The 15,294-nt window shown below is 70.5% G+C and carries 16 protein-coding genes; 8 read left to right on the forward strand and 8 right to left on the reverse strand.

Features of this window, described 5'->3' with window-relative positions; translation table 11 throughout:
- Positions 1–87 precede the first annotated feature (87 nt).
- Positions 88–717, forward strand: coding sequence for an SLATT domain-containing protein (locus OG505_RS02030; protein WP_405430568.1), 630 nt, complete (start codon positions 88–90; stop codon positions 715–717).
- Here the strand turns inward: OG505_RS02030 and OG505_RS02035 are convergent.
- Together OG505_RS02035 and OG505_RS02040 are read right to left on the reverse strand one after the other, a co-directional pair.
- Positions 675–1,601 carry an HAD family hydrolase gene (locus OG505_RS02035; protein ID WP_405430569.1) on the reverse strand — a complete coding sequence of 309 codons (927 nt, stop codon included), beginning with the start codon at positions 1,599–1,601 and terminating at the stop codon, positions 675–677. The genes OG505_RS02030 and OG505_RS02035 overlap by 43 nt on opposite strands.
- Complete coding sequence (locus tag OG505_RS02040) at positions 1,598–3,241, reverse strand: metallophosphoesterase family protein (protein WP_405430571.1); 1,644 nt, start codon at positions 3,239–3,241, stop codon at positions 1,598–1,600. Before OG505_RS02040 ends, OG505_RS02035 begins: the two co-directional genes overlap by 4 nt.
- 291 nt (positions 3,242–3,532) lie before the next feature.
- Between OG505_RS02040 and OG505_RS02045 the strand changes: the two genes are divergently transcribed.
- Positions 3,533–3,883 (forward strand): DUF2203 domain-containing protein, encoded by a 351-nt coding sequence (locus tag OG505_RS02045; protein WP_234586913.1) that lies wholly within the window; start codon positions 3,533–3,535, stop codon positions 3,881–3,883.
- Between the two features lie 114 nt (positions 3,884–3,997).
- Here OG505_RS02045 and OG505_RS02050 read toward each other — a convergent pair whose 3' ends face one another.
- The 4 genes from OG505_RS02050 to OG505_RS02065 form a co-directional block, all read right to left on the reverse strand.
- Positions 3,998–4,669: a class F sortase gene (locus tag OG505_RS02050; protein WP_405430573.1), complete on the reverse strand. Its 672-nt coding sequence runs from the start codon at positions 4,667–4,669 to the stop codon at positions 3,998–4,000.
- Positions 4,639–5,493, reverse strand: coding sequence for a DUF4397 domain-containing protein (locus tag OG505_RS02055; protein ID WP_405430574.1), 855 nt, complete (start codon positions 5,491–5,493; stop codon positions 4,639–4,641). Before OG505_RS02055 ends, OG505_RS02050 begins: the two co-directional genes overlap by 31 nt.
- Before the next feature lie 184 nt (positions 5,494–5,677).
- On the reverse strand, positions 5,678–5,890 hold the full coding sequence (locus OG505_RS02060; protein WP_405430575.1) for a hypothetical protein: 213 nt from the start codon (positions 5,888–5,890) through the stop codon (positions 5,678–5,680).
- Positions 5,891–6,141: 251 nt separating this feature from the next.
- A complete protein-coding gene (locus tag OG505_RS02065) occupies positions 6,142–6,366 on the reverse strand; it encodes a GntR family transcriptional regulator (RefSeq protein ID WP_405430576.1) in 225 nt (74 codons plus the stop codon).
- 251 nt (positions 6,367–6,617) lie between these two features.
- Here OG505_RS02065 and OG505_RS02070 point away from each other — a divergent pair, with 251 nt between their 5' ends.
- On the forward strand, positions 6,618–6,818 hold the full coding sequence (locus OG505_RS02070) for a hypothetical protein (RefSeq protein ID WP_405430577.1): 201 nt from the start codon (positions 6,618–6,620) through the stop codon (positions 6,816–6,818).
- A 102-nt stretch (positions 6,819–6,920) separates the two neighbouring features.
- Positions 6,921–8,522, forward strand: a complete 1,602-nt coding sequence (locus tag OG505_RS02075; protein ID WP_405430578.1) for a glycosyltransferase 87 family protein — start codon at positions 6,921–6,923, stop codon at positions 8,520–8,522.
- A gap of 27 nt (positions 8,523–8,549) precedes the next feature.
- On the opposite strand, the gene OG505_RS02080 is transcribed toward OG505_RS02075, so the two are convergent.
- A complete protein-coding gene (locus tag OG505_RS02080; protein WP_405430579.1) occupies positions 8,550–9,224 on the reverse strand; it encodes an NADPH-dependent F420 reductase in 675 nt (224 codons plus the stop codon).
- A 351-nt stretch (positions 9,225–9,575) separates the two neighbouring features.
- On the reverse strand, positions 9,576–10,070 hold the full coding sequence (locus OG505_RS02085) for a glutathione peroxidase (protein WP_405430581.1): 495 nt from the start codon (positions 10,068–10,070) through the stop codon (positions 9,576–9,578).
- Between the two features lie 175 nt (positions 10,071–10,245).
- Here OG505_RS02085 and OG505_RS02090 point away from each other — a divergent pair, with 175 nt between their 5' ends.
- From OG505_RS02090 to OG505_RS02105, 4 genes are all read left to right on the forward strand, one after another.
- Positions 10,246–11,922 carry a glycosyl hydrolase family 18 protein gene (locus OG505_RS02090; RefSeq protein WP_405430583.1) on the forward strand — a complete coding sequence of 559 codons (1,677 nt, stop codon included), beginning with the start codon at positions 10,246–10,248 and terminating at the stop codon, positions 11,920–11,922.
- 180 nt (positions 11,923–12,102) lie between these two features.
- Positions 12,103–12,615: a nuclear transport factor 2 family protein gene (locus tag OG505_RS02095; RefSeq protein ID WP_405430585.1), complete on the forward strand. Its 513-nt coding sequence runs from the start codon at positions 12,103–12,105 to the stop codon at positions 12,613–12,615.
- An 88-nt stretch (positions 12,616–12,703) separates the two neighbouring features.
- On the forward strand, positions 12,704–14,110 hold the full coding sequence (locus OG505_RS02100; RefSeq protein WP_405430587.1) for a class II 3-deoxy-7-phosphoheptulonate synthase: 1,407 nt from the start codon (positions 12,704–12,706) through the stop codon (positions 14,108–14,110).
- Positions 14,111–14,240: 130 nt separating this feature from the next.
- Entirely contained in the window at positions 14,241–15,278 is a 1,038-nt protein-coding gene (locus tag OG505_RS02105) for a threonine aldolase family protein (RefSeq protein ID WP_405430588.1), read from the forward strand.
- Positions 15,279–15,294 lie beyond the last annotated feature (16 nt).

Consider the following 15,294-nt stretch of genomic DNA (forward strand, 5'->3'; position numbering starts at 1 on the left):
CGGCCCTCGCCGTTTGACACGGTCGGAGGAGTCGTGGTAACCGGCAACGGCCGCGTCCATGAAGTACGTCGTGCCCCCCGCCGAGACATGACCATCCGGCCGTTCCCTGTCCTGGTCGCGGAGCAGCAGCCGGAGGTTGTCCTGCAGCGCCTGCGTGAGTGGGCGGAGGGTCAGGCTGAGGATTCGGTCGCCTGGTACCTGCGTGACAAGGCAATCCGCCGCACAGCTTCCCGCATTCTGCGCGGATGCGCCATTCTGCTGGGAATCGCCGGAGGTGTCGTACCACTGGTTAGCGCGGCCAGCGCTGGCCGTGGCGCCAGCTGGGGATATGTCCTCCTCGCCATGGCGGGTGGCTGTCTGGCTTTCGACCATTTTTTTGGGCTGTCGTCCGCCTGGATGCGGGATATCGCCACCGTGCAGGCGCTTCAGCGGGCACTCACCGAGTTCAGGTTGGACTGGGCAACCGCAGACTTGAGTACCGCACATGATGACGACGAGGTGGATCTAGCGATACGACGCCGTGAGAAACTGATCCGTACGCTTGTGCTGCGCACAGCCGAGCTGGTCGAGGCGGAGACTGGCGAGTGGCTCAGCGAGTTTCGAAGCAACATTGGTGATCTGAACCGGCGAAGCGCGTGGTCCCCGTCAGCGACCCAGCCCGGCGCCGGGTTCGCTCATTCGGCGGACCCGCCTGCCCGACAATTGGACGCCAACTGAGATCGCCGAGATCCCGGGTCCGCCGCGAATGTGTAGTGCCCAGGTAATTCGTGAAAGGCGTCCAACGTGACGTCAGGCCCAAAGCGGGTCAGGTCGTCACTCGTCTTCTCTGCGGCGCTGACGGCTGCGGGGTCCCAGTGGGACAGCGCGACCAGGTCACGCCAGAGCCCGGGGTCGTGGTGGGTGCCATAACGCGCCCACGCTGCGAACATTCCCGCTCGTTTGGCCATTACGACGTCCTTGCTCAGGTTGTCACCTACATACAGGCAGCGGTTGGGCGGTACGCCGAGTTGCTCGGCGATCCGACGGGCGATGTCGGGGTTGGGTTTGCGTGCTGTCGGCGGAAGTACACGAACCTCGATCGCGGTAGGGGGCGATGGCCGATCGACGCCCAGAGGGTGCGGTGGTCCGATGAACTGAGGCGCGTAAACGGCTTCCAACATCGCTTCCAGCCCGAGCGCGCGTGCTCGGCTGCTGATGTTCACATCCTTGGCCTCCGTGTGGCCCACGATGCGACAACCTGTTGACTTGATGGCCTGGAGGGTCCGTTCAACGTCTGCGTAGAGGCGAAGGTGGTGTCGTCGGACTTCGTTGAATGCGGCGAAGGCGGGCAGCAGGTACTCGTGTCGTGCCCGCTGGCTCATGCCGGGAAGGTGGCGCTCGACGGCGGTGGTCTCAAGCAGCGCGAACGGGTGCTCCGTATTGCCGTGCTTGCGGTGTACGGCCTGGAGGTCGCCACGCAGCTCATCCTCGGACATGTCGAGGAGCTTTGCGGCCTCGGTCACCATTGCTCGGACCGCAGGCACGAAGTAAGCGACCCAGTCGTACAACGTGTTGTCCATGTCGAGGATGAGAGCGTTTACGCGCGGGCGTCGGGCGGTCATGAAGAGACGACCTGCCAGGGAGCGATCTCCAGCCGGCCGTCTGTGCCAGTGGCCAAGGGTGCCCTCCAGGTCATGAAGCGTTCGAACGCGCCTTCGTGTTGACTCCGGTACATCTCCAACTCCACGACCGGGCCGGCCATCCTGATCAGGTTGAAGAAGTTACGCCGCCCGTCTGACGATTTCGAGCCGCTGCTTCCGCCGCCCACGATGTTGAAGCGCCCCAACTCCCAGCGCTCGTTGCTGTATTCCGGGAGATGGTACGCCTCGGCTCGCCAGACGAACGCGCGATGCTTGTGGCCGTGCACGACGAGATGTACCCCGTCGCGAGCGCCCATGCGCTGGATCCGGGGCGCATCGATGGCGATCCCGAAACCGGTGGCGTATTCATCGGACGACTCCAGGTCCTCGGTCAGCGCGAGATGGTGGTGCAGCGCGAGCACTCGTAGGGCTGAGCCGGGACTCGACCAGGTCAGGGCGCTCGTCACCTCTCGATATGCGGATTCCTGCACACGACCCATGCCTGCCAGGAACGACTGGCCCTGTTCCAGAGAGCTGGAGTTGACCGCGGCGACATCCACGAGGTTGCCGCCAGGGAAGACAAAGCGGCGAGCCATTGAGAGGTGGGGTGAAGCCGGGTAGCCATAGAGTGCTTTGAAGAAGTTCCGGTAGTTGGCGGTGGCCTCGGCTGGCGCCACCTCAACCGGTGCCCCGTAGTCGTAGGAGTCACTGCGGGTCCACGCGATGTCATGGTTGCCGGGAATGACCACGAGATGCTCCATGCCCAGGCCGAGGAGTCCGTTGGTCAACTTGAAGAGGCCGGCCCGAGCCGCGTCGAACTCCTCGCGGGCGGCGACGTAGGTGAGATCGCCCGTTACGAGAACCGCTCCGACTGATCGCTGGTGATGAGCGAGCGCGTTCGAAATTGCATCAACCATGGTGGGGCGTGTCGCCCCGTCCTCGGTCTCCAGCCGCCACTGATGTTCGGGACGGAACCGGCCGGTCGCGTAGTGCGGATCGGTGAGGTGCAGCAGCCAGGGCCCCGGACAGGCGATCGGCTCTGCGGACAACGCGCCGTCCTCACGCTGCGACGCGGCCAGGAACCGTTCATTGGAATCGCCCGGCTGGGCCGACCGGATTTCCCAAATGGTGGTGTCCATCGCGCGCAGCTCGTCGGCGTCTAGAATCCGCTTGCCCACGAGCCGCTCCAGCTGGCTCGCCGGGTGGTGCGGCAACGGCGGCGCCGAGGCGAACGAGAATTTCCCAAAGAACTCGATCGGCTCCTCGGCCAAGGCCACCAGCCGCAACCAGCCCCGACTGTGCCGACTCGATCGGTAGTACCGAGGAACGCCATCATGCTCGGCGGTGGGCGGACTGAGCGAAACATAGTTACCCAGATCGTCGGCCTGCGGGACGACTACCCGCTCGACGGATGCCGGATGGACGCTGCCCGTACCGGAGTGGAACAGTCCAATCAGCACCCGCTGCCCTGCACGCGTCTCCTGTTCCAGAGCCCGCCATATCTCCAGCCGGCCAGGCTCGTTGGGCCGCTTCCACCATCCCCACCAGCACCACCCCCGCTCCTGCAGGACGGCACGATGCTCGGGCAGTGTGTCAGCGACCAGATCGCGGTAGCGGAACAAGAACCGAAGAGTTGGGGACGTGGTGGGGGACGAACCATCGCTCATGCCAGTGAGCCTCCGTTGCACCGACGGATTTCCCGAGAATGTAAGGCTGCTCCGCGAGGAGAACTCTGTATACCTGAGCGCAGCGGCAAGTGACACCCCTGTCCACAGCTCCCACACCCGCAGCCCTGCACTTACCCGTTCAAGTCCCTTATTGGGGCTTGTCGGATGTCCGAAGCTAGCCGGTACGGTTGCTGATAGGTGCCCGCCAGGAGCTCTGGCAATGGTGGGACGGTGCATACTGGCGCGGTGTTCACACTCGCCCAGGCCCGGCACCTGGTGGCCACCCTGCAGCCGCGTGTCGACGAGCTGATCCGGCTCCGCGCCGACCTCGCCGAGCTGCGCGTCGACCTGGCCGACCACGGCGTCAGCGCGCTCGGCGGGCTGGCCGAGGTGAAGGGGCTGGAGGCCCGGCTGCACGCCGTCGTCGAGGAGCTGCACCAGCACGAGATCCAGGTCAAGGGCATCGCGCCGGTGCTGCTCGACTTCCCCGGCGAGCGGGCCGGCCGTGCGGTGCTCTGGTGCTGGCTGGAGGGCGACTCCGACGTGCGCTGGTACCACCGCGCCGAGTGCGGCTTCGCCGGCCGCCGCCCGGTCTGACGCCGGTCCTGCCCGGTCTGACCCCGGTCCGGCCCGGCGGTGATCGACTCGGGATCCGGGAATCCGGGGTATCGGGGCGAGCCGGACAGCCCGACATCCCGCACGCCGAGTTGATCAGCCGTCGGCGACCGCGAACACCACCACATTGTCCCGGTAGTGCCCGCGCCGCCGGTCGAAGTCGCCCCCGCAGGTGACCAGGCGCAGCTCCGCGCCGGGCGTCGGACCGTAGACCACGGCCGTCGGGAACCGGTCCTTGCGGGTACGCAGCGATCCGGTCACCCGGAACGACAGCCACCGCCCGCCGCGCCACACCTGGGCCAGGTCACCCGGACGCAGCTCATCGAGCCGGGCGAAGACCGCCGGGCCGCTGCGCGAGTCCAGGTGCCCGGCGAGCACGGCCGGGCCGGTGTCGCCGGGTGCCGGGCCGCCGCCGTACCAGCCGGCCGTGTCGAACTCGGCCGGCGGAACGAGTACACCCGCGCGGTCCAGGCCCAGCACCGTGAGCTCCGAGTCGACGCCGATGCGCGGCACGCGTACCCGCGTGGGTGGACCGGCCGGCCGCGGCGGCGCGGCCACCGACGGGCAGCCGTCGGCGCAGCCGGGGTACCAGCTTGCGACCGGCGACGGCGGGCCGGTGGTGGCCAGCCCGACCCCGGTGCCGGCGGCCAGGCAGACCGCCGCGCCGGCCGCCACCAGCGCGGCCAGCGGCGCCCGGCGGTCGCGGTGCCGCCGGATGGCGGCGGCGGGCCCGATGCTCACCAGGTGGTGCGCCGCCGCCGGCGCCACAGGAGCAGGCTCGCCGCGCCGGCCACGGCGGCCAACCCGCCGGCCACCAGGGGGTACGCGCCGAGGCCGGCGTCGGACGTGCCGCCCGCGCCGGTGTCCACGCCGCCGGCCGGTACGACGGTGCCGCCCTCGGCGTCGCGGCGCAGCTCGGCCGTGAGCCCGCCCTGCTTGTCGTCGAGCACCAGCAGCGAGTAGACCGCCCCGCCGGTGAGCCGCACCTCGGCGTCGGTGCTCGGGCCGCCCGGGCCGGTGAGGCGCAGCTTCCAGGTGCCCGGCTCGACCTGCTGGTAGTCAGTGGTGGTGGCGAACTGCACGCCGTCGGCGATCGTCGGCCCGTCGGCGGCGGCCACGTCGAGAACGGGCGTCCGCACCGACGCCTGCACGACTCGCACCTTGGCCCGGCCCTGGGTGGGAGCGCTCAGATCGTCGGTGAGCACCCGCAGCCCCAGGTCGGCGTGCCGACCGACACCGGCCACCGTGTACGCGCCGCCACTGGTCACCGCCACCTCGGTGGTGAGCACCGGCGGCTCGCTGGCGGGTGCGCCGGCCTCGCGCATCGCCACCGCGTACCGCCCCGGGGGCAACTGGAGGTAGTCGGAGACCACGCCATAGCCGACGCCCGGAAACACTCTCGGCTTCGCGGCGTCGGGGGCGGCCAGGTAGACGTCGACCGCCGGGGTGTCGGGGGAGAGGTGGGCGAGGCGGACGTAGCCGACGGTGTCCGCGCTGGCCGGGGCCGCCGCAGCGGCGGCGAGGGCGGTGCCGAGCAGGAGCGCGCCAGCGCCGGCAAAGAGCCGACGGGACGTGGTACGGAGCGTGTGCATGTCGCCTCCGGAAGGCACGTTCGGTGAGCGGGCGGCAACCCACGGACAGAGTCCCGTGTATGGGACTCCGACGCAAGTTGTGCGCGCGGTGTTTCTCCCCGCCGTGCTGCCCGTGCTGCCCGCGCTGCCCTGCAAGATCGTGCTCGATCCAGGATGTAGTGGTCTCGGCCTTGGGAGGATGCCACTACATCCAGGATCGAGCGCGATCTTGCCGCTCGGCGAGGGAGATTCCCGACCCCCTGGACGCGGGGCCGCACATCGCAGCCGGCAGTGACGTGTCGGCGATCGGCAGGGTGCTCGCGTCCCCCCGGGCCACTGGCAGTCGACCGCGCGCGTGCCGCAACTGCCCGCCGGACAGGTCCACACCCACGGGTGTCCAGCCCAGGTCGCCAGGCACGGACGCGTGCGCGCCGGTGCCGCAGCAGATGTCGAGGCAGGGGCCCGACCCCCGTGCCGAGCAGGTCCGCCACAGTCTCGTGCACCCGCCGGAGATAGTCGCCCCCGCCGGAGATGAAGCTCTCGTACCAGTCCGCGTGAGCGTCGTACGCCGGTGTGCTCGTCGCTTCCATCCACCGATGCTATGGACGCACGCCCGGCGCGCGGTTCCCGTTCTTCCGAAGGCAGACGCGGTCGGATCCTCGCCGCTGGCTACTCCGCTTCGGCGACGAAAACGCCCTGTCCCTGTTGGCCGTAGATCAGGTTTCGTTGGTGCAGTTCGCGTATGGCCCGGTAGGCGGTCGATCGTGCCACGTTGTAGATCTCGCCAATTTCCGAGACCGAGGGCAGTTGATGGCCGGGCGGGTACTCCCCGGAGTTGATTCTGCGCGCGATGTCGTCGGCGACGCGGAGGTAGTGCGGTGGCCTGGTAGGCATGATCGGCTCTCCTGGACTTCAGCGCAGATCATGCTTCCAGCCGGGGCCTGGGCAGGACAAGTGACGACGCGATTCGACTGAGCACAGTGAGAACTTGACTACAGTGAGACAGTGGATACAGTGAGACAGCGGTCGGACGCTTCTGGACTTCAGCACCCCGAGGTTTTCGATCCATCCACCCCTGGAGGGCGCGACGCATGGCCTCCGCCCTCCAGGGTGTGCATCTCGTGACCTCGGGAAAGGTGCGGCCGATGGCGATCGACGAGCCGGTGTCCAGGGCGACGGAACTCTTCACGGCGGAGCGGGTCCTCGACGCTCACTGGTCCCGAGTGCACGATCGACCCTGGCAGACGGGCGGCTGCCTGGAGTGTCAAGGTCAGCACGACTGTCCGCAGTTGGATTGGGCTCTCGGAATCGTGGCGGACGTCGCGTCGGTGCTCTTTCAGAAATAGCGCCTTCGCCCGGCAGTCGAGGCCGTGCTCGTCGGCGTTGGACTGCGCGGCCAACGGTTGACGGGGCCGTCGCTCGGCCTCGCGTTCGCCTATTCTCGGGCGATGCGGGATCGCCGGGTGGCGCTGGCGTGGGCGGCGTTCGGCGTCGCCGCGCTGGTGTCCTGTGTGCTCGTGCTCAGGCGTGGCGATCGGCTCTCGGACCTGCACATCTACTACGGCGCACTGTCCGAACTGCACGCCGGCCGGCCGCTGTACGAGTACCGCGCCCGAAACGGCGGGCCGTTCACCTATCCGCCGTTCGCCGCCCTGGTGCTGGGCCCGATCACCGCCGTCAGCGAGGGCGTGCTCCAGGGTGTCTGGCTGGTGGCGACGTGCGCGGCGGTCGTCGCCATCGCCGGCCTGGTCGGCGTCGCGCTTCACGTCCGACGGTCGCACCGCCCGCTGCTCGTCGCGGTGGCCGCCACGGTGCTGATGCTCTCGGCGCCGGTGCAGAGCAACCTGCGTTTCGGGCAGGTCAGCATCTTCATCGTGTTGCTGGCACTGCTGGACGGGATGGGCGTCGGCCCACCCCGGCTGCGCGGGGTGCTCGTCGGGGTGGCCGCGGCGATCAAGCTGACCCCGCTGCTGTTCGTGGCGTACTTCCTCGCCACCGGGCGCTACCGCGACGCCGCCCGCGCGGTGGCGACGTTCGGAGCCTGCGCCGGGCTGGCGGCGGTCGTGCTGCCCGACGAGAGCTGGACGTACTGGACCGAGGCGGTCCGGCAGACCTCGCGGATCGGCAACCTGGCCTCTTTGGGCAACCAGTCGGTGCACGGGATGCTGTTGCGCATCGGGGTCGACGAGGCCGCGCTGCCCGTGCTCTGGGCCGGGCTGGTGGCGGTGATCTGCGGGGCGGCGCTGCTGCGCGCCCGGCAGTTGACCGGGCAGGGCCGCCCCGGGCACGCGGCGATCCTCGTCGGCTGCGCCACGGTGGCCGCGTCCCCGGTGTCCTGGACCCACCATCAGGTGTGGCCGGTGCTCGCCGCGATGCTGCTGGTCGGCGCGTCCGGCATCACCCAGCGGGTGGCCGGCGCGGCGTTGCTCGCCGCCATGGTCGTCTCGCTGGGCGCCGTCCTCGGCCCGGTGTCGACACGGCCGGGCGTGCAGTTCCTGTTCGAGAACGCCCGTGCCGTCGGCGTGTGCCTGCTGTGCCTGGCCGGTTTCGGCGGTGTCGCGGTCGCGACAGTCCGGAGCAACCGGCGATCCGCCGCCGACCGGGCCTGGCTGCGGGTGGGCGTCGCGGCCGCGGTGACTCTCGCCTTCTTCGCCGTGCAACCGCTGCCCGCCGGAGCGGACCCGACGTTCAAGGCGTACGCCCTCGACGACGTCGTCAATCCACGGTATTTCTTCGTCTGCCGAGGCCCGGCCGAGTGCGCCGCCTACGCCACCGACGCGCCGGTCACCTTCGGCGCCCGGGCGGAGAAGACGAAGGTCCGGGTCAACGGTGTGGTCTCCGCGCGGGTGGCCCGGCTGGCGTACTACTCCGCCCCGGGCGGAGCGCCCCGGGACATTCCCCTGCTGGCGGCCTACCCGGGTACGCGGACGTTCTCGTTCCGGTCGGCGAGCATGGCGCAGGGCCGACTCGTCGCGTACGCCGGGGACGGCCAGCCCCTCGCGAGCTACGACGACGAACTCGCCGCCGCCCTGGAAACGGCCACCCGGTAGGCGGTCGTCCCAGGATGGCGGCGGTGCTCAGCGGGTGGCTGCGGCCAGCGCGGCGCGCAGCTTCTCGGCGTCACTCGACGCGGGGTGCTCCCAGTCGGTCGGCGTGGCGGAGTAGAGCGTGCCGTACGCCGGGGTGTCCGGCTGGTAACGCCACCCCTCGGCCAGCGAGCCGGCATCCACCGCGTCGTAGCCGATCCGGTCCAGGAAGGCGGTCACCTCGGCCTTCGCGGCGGCGTCGTCACCGGCGATCGCGAGAGCGCTGCGGTCGGCCGCCCCGGCCGGGCGGGGGAGCGCGGCGAGGGCCTTGAAGTAGATGTTGTTGAAGACCTTGACCACCCGCGAGGTCGGCAGGTGCCGCTGGAGCAGCTCGCTGCTGGTGATCTCACCGGCGTCCAGCTCCGGGAAGGCCCCGTCGCGCTGCGGGTAGTAGTTGTTGGTGTCGATGACGACCTTGCCGGCCAGCGGCTGCGCGGGCATCGCCCGGTACGCCTTGAGTGGCACGCTGACCACCACCAGGTCACCGATCTGCGCCGCGTCCTGCGTCGTGCCGGCGCTGGCCCGCTCGCCCAGCTCGTCGACCAGGTCGGTGAGCGTCTCCGGCCCGCGCGAGTTGCTCAGCACCACGTCATAGCCGGCGGCCACCGCCAGCCGGGCCAGGGTGCCGCCGATGTTGCCGCTGCCGATCAGTCCCACAGTTGTCATGCTTCTTCCCAACTTCGTCCACCCACGACACATTCCCGACCGGTGCGATGGGTTATTCCGGTTACCCGACGCGGAGCGGCTGCGCGGACGGCCGGCGTGTGCCGGCGCGAACGCCTGGCTGCGCCCCGGGCCGGTTGTGCACACCGTACTGCTCACGCTGGCCGCCGAGCGGCCCGGTGGGGATGTGCCACCCGACGGTGGTCGGTCCGAGCGCCGCCGCCGCCGACCCCCCCATCTGGTGATCAAGAGGTTTGCGTCAGGTGGAGGCTCACCCCTGACGCAAACCTCTTGATCACCGCGAGCGGGCCGGGCGGGGGCCGGCCGGGCGGGGGTGGGCCGGGCGGGGGTGAGTCAGGCGGGGGTGGGGAGGGCTTTTTCGATCGCCGTGCGGAGGTCGCCGGAGGTGGGTTCGACAGTGGGGGCGAAGCGGGCGGCGACCGTGCCGTCCGGGGCCACCAGGAACTTCTCGAAGTTCCACCGGACGTCCCCGGTGTGCCCATCGGCGTCCGGGGTGTCCACCAGGGCGGCGTAGAGCCGGTGCCGGTCGGGCCCGTTCACGTCGACCTTCTCGGTCAGCGGGAACGTCACCCCGTAGTTGACCTGGCAGAAGTCGCTGATCTCGGCCGCGGTGCCGGGCTCCTGCCCGGCGAACTGGTTGCACGGCACGCCCAGCACCACCAGGCCACGCTCTGCGTAGGTGTCCGCGAGGGACTGGAGGCCGGCGTACTGCGGGGTGAGACCGCAGCGGGAGGCGACGTTGACCACCAGCAGCGCCCGGCCCCGGTACTGGGCGAGGTCGGCGGGCCCGCCGCTGAGGGCGTCGATCGGGATGTCGAAGACGGTCATGGGCCCGAGGCTACGCGTCGGCCCGTGACCCCCGACCGCTGACCTGCGGCTCGGCGTGGGTGCAGTCCACCACCAGAAGAAATCGAAACATGGACATCTTGACGAACTGATGACGGCGTGAGTACCGTCTCACCATCTCTTTTGGAAAGTTTCCTAACAGTTCGGGAGACGCCTTATGAAAAGATCGCTCCGCCGGGCCCTCTGGGCCGGTGCCGTGGTCGCCGTGACCGTCGCGGCGGTGCCGATGACGACCGCGTTCGGCGCCGGCACGGTCACCACCACGTTCGCCAAGGCGCAGGACTGGGGGACCGGTCACGAGACGAAGGTGACCGTGACCAACGGCTCCAGCGCCACGGTCGCCACCTGGCGCATCGAGTTCGACCTGCCGTCGGGCACCACCATCAGCAGCGCGTGGGACGCCGACGTCACGAGCAGCGGCAACCACTACGTCGCGGTCAAGAAGAGCTGGGCCGGTGGGCTCGCGCCGGGCGCCTCGTTCAGCTGGGGCTACAACGGCACCGGCGCCTACAAGGCGCCGCTGAACTGCACCGTCAACGGCGCACCGTGCGGCGGCGGCAACCCGACCACCCCGCCGACCACGGCAGCGCCCACCACGGCGCCGCCCACGACCGCTCCGCCCACGACCGCTCCGCCCACGACCGCTCCGCCCACGACCGCTCCGCCCACGACCGCTCCGCCCACGACCGCTCCGCCCACCACGCCACCGCCGAACACGGGCGGCAAGAAGGTCGTCGGCTACTTCGCCGAGTGGGGCGTCTACGCCCGCAACTACCACGTCAAGAACATCCAGACCAGCGGCTCCGCCGCCAAGCTGACCCACATCCTGTACGCCTTCGGCAACACCACCGGTGGCCGCTGCTCCATCGGCGACAGCTACGCCGACTACGAGAAGGCGTACACGGCGGCGGAGAGCGTGGACGGCGTCGCCGACACCTGGGACCAGCCGCTGCGCGGCAGCTTCAACCAGCTGCGCAAGCTCAAGCAGATGAACCCGCACCTCAAGGTGATCTGGTCGTTCGGCGGCTGGACCTGGTCCGGCGGCTTCACCCAGGCCGCCCAGAACCCGGCCGCGTTCGCCGAGAGCTGCTACAACCTGGTCGAGGACCCGCGCTGGGCGGACGTCTTCGACGGCATCGACGTCGACTGGGAGTACCCCAACGCCTGCGGCCTGACCTGCGACACCAGCGGCCCCAACGCGTTCAAGAACGTGATCGGCGCCCTGCGGTCGAAGTTCGGGTCCAGCGCCCTGGTCACCGCCGCGATCACGGCGGACGGCAGCAACGGCGGCAAGATCGACGCCACCGACTACGCCGGCGCCATCGGCAACCTCAACTGGCTCATGCCGATGACGTACGACTACTTCGGCGCCTTCAACGCCCAGGGCCCGACGGCGCCGCACTCGCCGCTCACCTCGTACACCGGCATCCCGCAGCAGGGCTTCAACTCGGACGCGGCGATCCAGAAGCTCAAGAGCAAGGGCATCCCGGCCAACAAGCTGCTGCTCGGCATCGGCTTCTACGGTCGGGGCTGGACGGGCGTCACGCAGGCCGCACCGGGCGGCAGCGCCACCGGCGCGGCGCCGGGCACCTACGAGGCGGGCATCGAGGACTACAAGGTTCTCAAGAACAGTTGCCCGGCCACCGGCACGATCGCCGGCACCGCGTACGCCAAGTGCGGCAGCAACTGGTGGAGCTACGACACCCCGTCGACCATCAACGGCAAGATGACGTACGCGAACAACCAGGGCCTCGGTGGCGCGTTCTTCTGGGAGCTCTCCGGCGACACGAGCAACGGCGAGCTCATCGGCGCCATCAAGGGCGGCCTCGGCTGAGCCGACGGTCGACGCACCACCCACACGGCGGGGAGGGGCCCGCACCGCCTCTCCCCGCCCGTGCCGTACCGGCCCGGTCGACGCCCAGCGTCGGCCGGGCCGCCGGCCTTGGGCGGGTCGGCCCCGATGTGGCAGACTCGCGGCTCGGCACGTCTCGATTCCCCGTCGACGGAGGTGGTCATGCGCCCGATCCACCGCAGGCTGGCGGCCGCCGCCGCCGGGCTGGTGCTGCTCCCGGCGGCCCTGGTCGGTTGCGGGATCGGCGGCGGTGACGAGGACGAGTCGACCGGCAAGCCCGAGCGTGCCCCCGCCGAGGAGGCCGGCACCCGGTCTCGCGAGCGCGTGCAGGCGTACCTCGACGCGATGACCGCCAAGGACGTCGCCGCCGGCCGCAGCCAGCTCTGCGAGCTGCTGCACGAGGGCTTCGACCTGGGCGCGACCGGCCCCAACGGCGACTTCGCCGATCACTTCGAGGTGCCCGAGGCGGCCATCACCGACGTCCGGTCCGGCCCGCGCGGCCAGGAGGTCAGCGTCTCGGTGTCGGTCACCGCCGGCAAGCGCAAGGCCACCCGGCCGCTGGTGTTCACCGTCACCCGCGACGGCGGCGACTGGTGCATCACCGGGGAAGCGCCGGGCGACGCCCCGCCCGCCAGCCCGTCGCCGGGCGACGCCGTCCCCTCGCCCCCTTCCTGAACTCCGCCCACCGGGACTGGTCTCCCATCTACCGGAACCGTCCCCCTCGCCGCCCGGGCACCCCCGCGGTCGCCGTACGCTTTCTGTCATGCGCCATGAGTGGCATCAGCTGAGCCATCCCGCGGTGAGCAGCCCGGGCCTGCAGACCAGCCGACCGACCGTCGACTCCGCCGAGGACGCCGCGCTCGGCCTGGACCGCTGGCGGGAGCTGCCCCGCGAGCAGATCCCGCCGTGGTCCGACCCGGCGGCCGTCGCCGCGGTCTGCAAGGTGCTCGACACCGTGCCGTCGGTCGTCGCGCCCTACGAGGTGGACCAGCTCCGGCAGAAGCTCGCCCTGGTCTGCGAGGGCAAGGCGTTCCTGCTCCAGGGCGGTGACTGCGCCGAGACGTTCGTCGACAACACCGAGAGTCACCTGCTGGCCAACGCCCGCACCCTGCTCCAGATGGCGATCGTGCTCACCTACGGCGCGTCGCTGCCGGTGGTCAAGGTTGCCCGGGTCGCCGGGCAGTACACGAAGCCCCGCTCACTGCCCACCGACGCGCGCGGCCTGCCCGCCTACCGCGGCGACATGATCAACTCGCTGGAGGCCGACCCGGCCGCCCGGGTCGCCGACCCGCAGCGCATGATCCGGGCGTACGCCAACTCGGCGGCGGCGATGAACATGCTCCGGGCGTACCTCGCCGGCGGGCTCGCCGACCTGCACGCGGTACACGACTGGAACAAGGGCTTCGTGAAGACCTCCCCGGCGGGGGAGCGCTACGAGGCGATCGCCCGGGAGATCGACCGGGCGCTGGCCTTCATCCGGGCCTGCGGGATGACCGACGACGAGGCGCTGCGGACCGTCACCCTCTACTGCTCCCACGAGGCCCTCGCCCTGGAGTACGACCGGGCGCTCACCCGGGTCTCCGACCGTCGGGCGTACGGGCTGTCCGGGCACTTCCTCTGGGTCGGGGAGCGCACCCGGCAGATCACCGGCGCGCACATCGACTTCATCTCCCGGATCGCCAACCCGATCGGCGTCAAGCTCGGCCCGACCACGTCCCCGGACGAGGCGATCGAGCTGTGCGAGAAGCTCAACCCGGACAACATCCCCGGCCGGCTCACGCTGATCAGCCGGATGGGCAACCACCGGGTCCGCGACGCCCTGCCGCCGATCGTGGCCAAGGTCACCGCCTCCGGCGCCAAGGTGGTCTGGCAGTGCGACCCGATGCACGGCAACACCCACGAGTCGTCCAACGGCTACAAGACCCGGCACTTCGACCGGATCGTCGACGAGGTGCTCGGCTACTTCGAGGTGCACCGCGGCCTGGACACCCACCCCGGCGGCCTGCACGTCGAGTTGACCGGTGAGGACGTCACCGAGTGCCTCGGCGGCGCCCAGGGCATCGAGGACCTCGACCTGCCCGACCGGTACGAGACCGCCTGCGATCCTCGGCTGAACACCCAGCAGTCGCTGGAGCTGGCCTTCCTCGTGGCGGAGATGCTGCGTGGCTGATTGAGCTGGCGAGCCCCGCAGTCGGCAGCCGAAAGGCAGGTTCCGTGGCTGAGCCGGCGGACCCTCTGTCAGCAGCCGAGAAGAATGACCGTGGCCAAATGCGCGAGACCCGCCACCGGCGGTCGAAAGGATGACAGTGGCTGACCAGTTCGTGGACCTGCGGTCCGACACGGTGACCCGGCCGACCGCAGGGATGCGGGAGGCGATGGCCACCGCCGAGGTGGGCGACGACGTCTACGGCGAGGACCCGACCGTCAACGCCCTCGAAGCCGAGGTCGCCGCGCTGTTCGGCCACGAGGCGGCGCTCTTCGCTCCGAGTGGGTCCATGGCCAACCAGATCGCCCTGCAACTGCTGGTGTCACCCGGCGACGAGCTGCTCTGCGACGCCGACGCGCACGTCGTCACGTACGAGATCGGCGCCGCCTCCGCGTACGGCGGGATCTCCTCGCGGACCTGGCCGGCTGTCGGCGCGGACATCGACCCCGAGCTGGTCGCCCGGATGATCCGTCCGGACGGCTACTTCGCCGTGCCCACCCGCGCGATCGCCGTCGAGCAGACCCACAACCGCGGCGGTGGCGGCGTGATCCCGCTGGCCGCCCTGCGGGAGCTGCGCGGTGTCGCCGACGACGCGGGCGTGGCGCTGCACTGCGACGGCGCCCGGATCTGGCACGCGCACGTCGCCGACGGGGTGCCGCTGACCGAGTACGGCCGGCTCTTCGACACGCTGTCCGTCTGCCTCTCCAAGGGGCTCGGGGCGCCGGTCGGCTCGCTGGTGGTGGGCAGCGTGGAGAAGATCGAACGGGCCCGGTTGATCCGCAAGCGGATGGGCGGCGGCATGCGCCAGGCCGGCATCCTCGCCGCCGCCGGCCGGTACGCCCTGGCGCACCACGTCGACCGGCTGGCCGAGGACCATGCGAGGGCGGCCCGGCTCGCCGAGACGGTCGCGCCGTTCGGGGTGCTCGCCACTGCGGTCCGTACCAACCTCGTCCCGCTGGACCTGACCAAGCACGCGCTGGATGCCCGCGCTCTGGCCGCCGCCGCACGCGCGGACGGCGTATTGGTCTCGGTGCTCGGCCCCCGTACCGCCCGCCTGGTCACCCACCTGGGCGTCGACGACACCGCGATCGACCGGGCGGCCACCGCCCTGACCAAGATCCTCGCCGCCTGACCCCCTCCCTGTTGAT

Origin of the sequence: Micromonospora sp. NBC_00617, from assembly GCF_045161355.1 — a bacterium.
Classification (GTDB): Bacteria; Actinomycetota; Actinomycetes; order Mycobacteriales; family Micromonosporaceae; genus Micromonospora.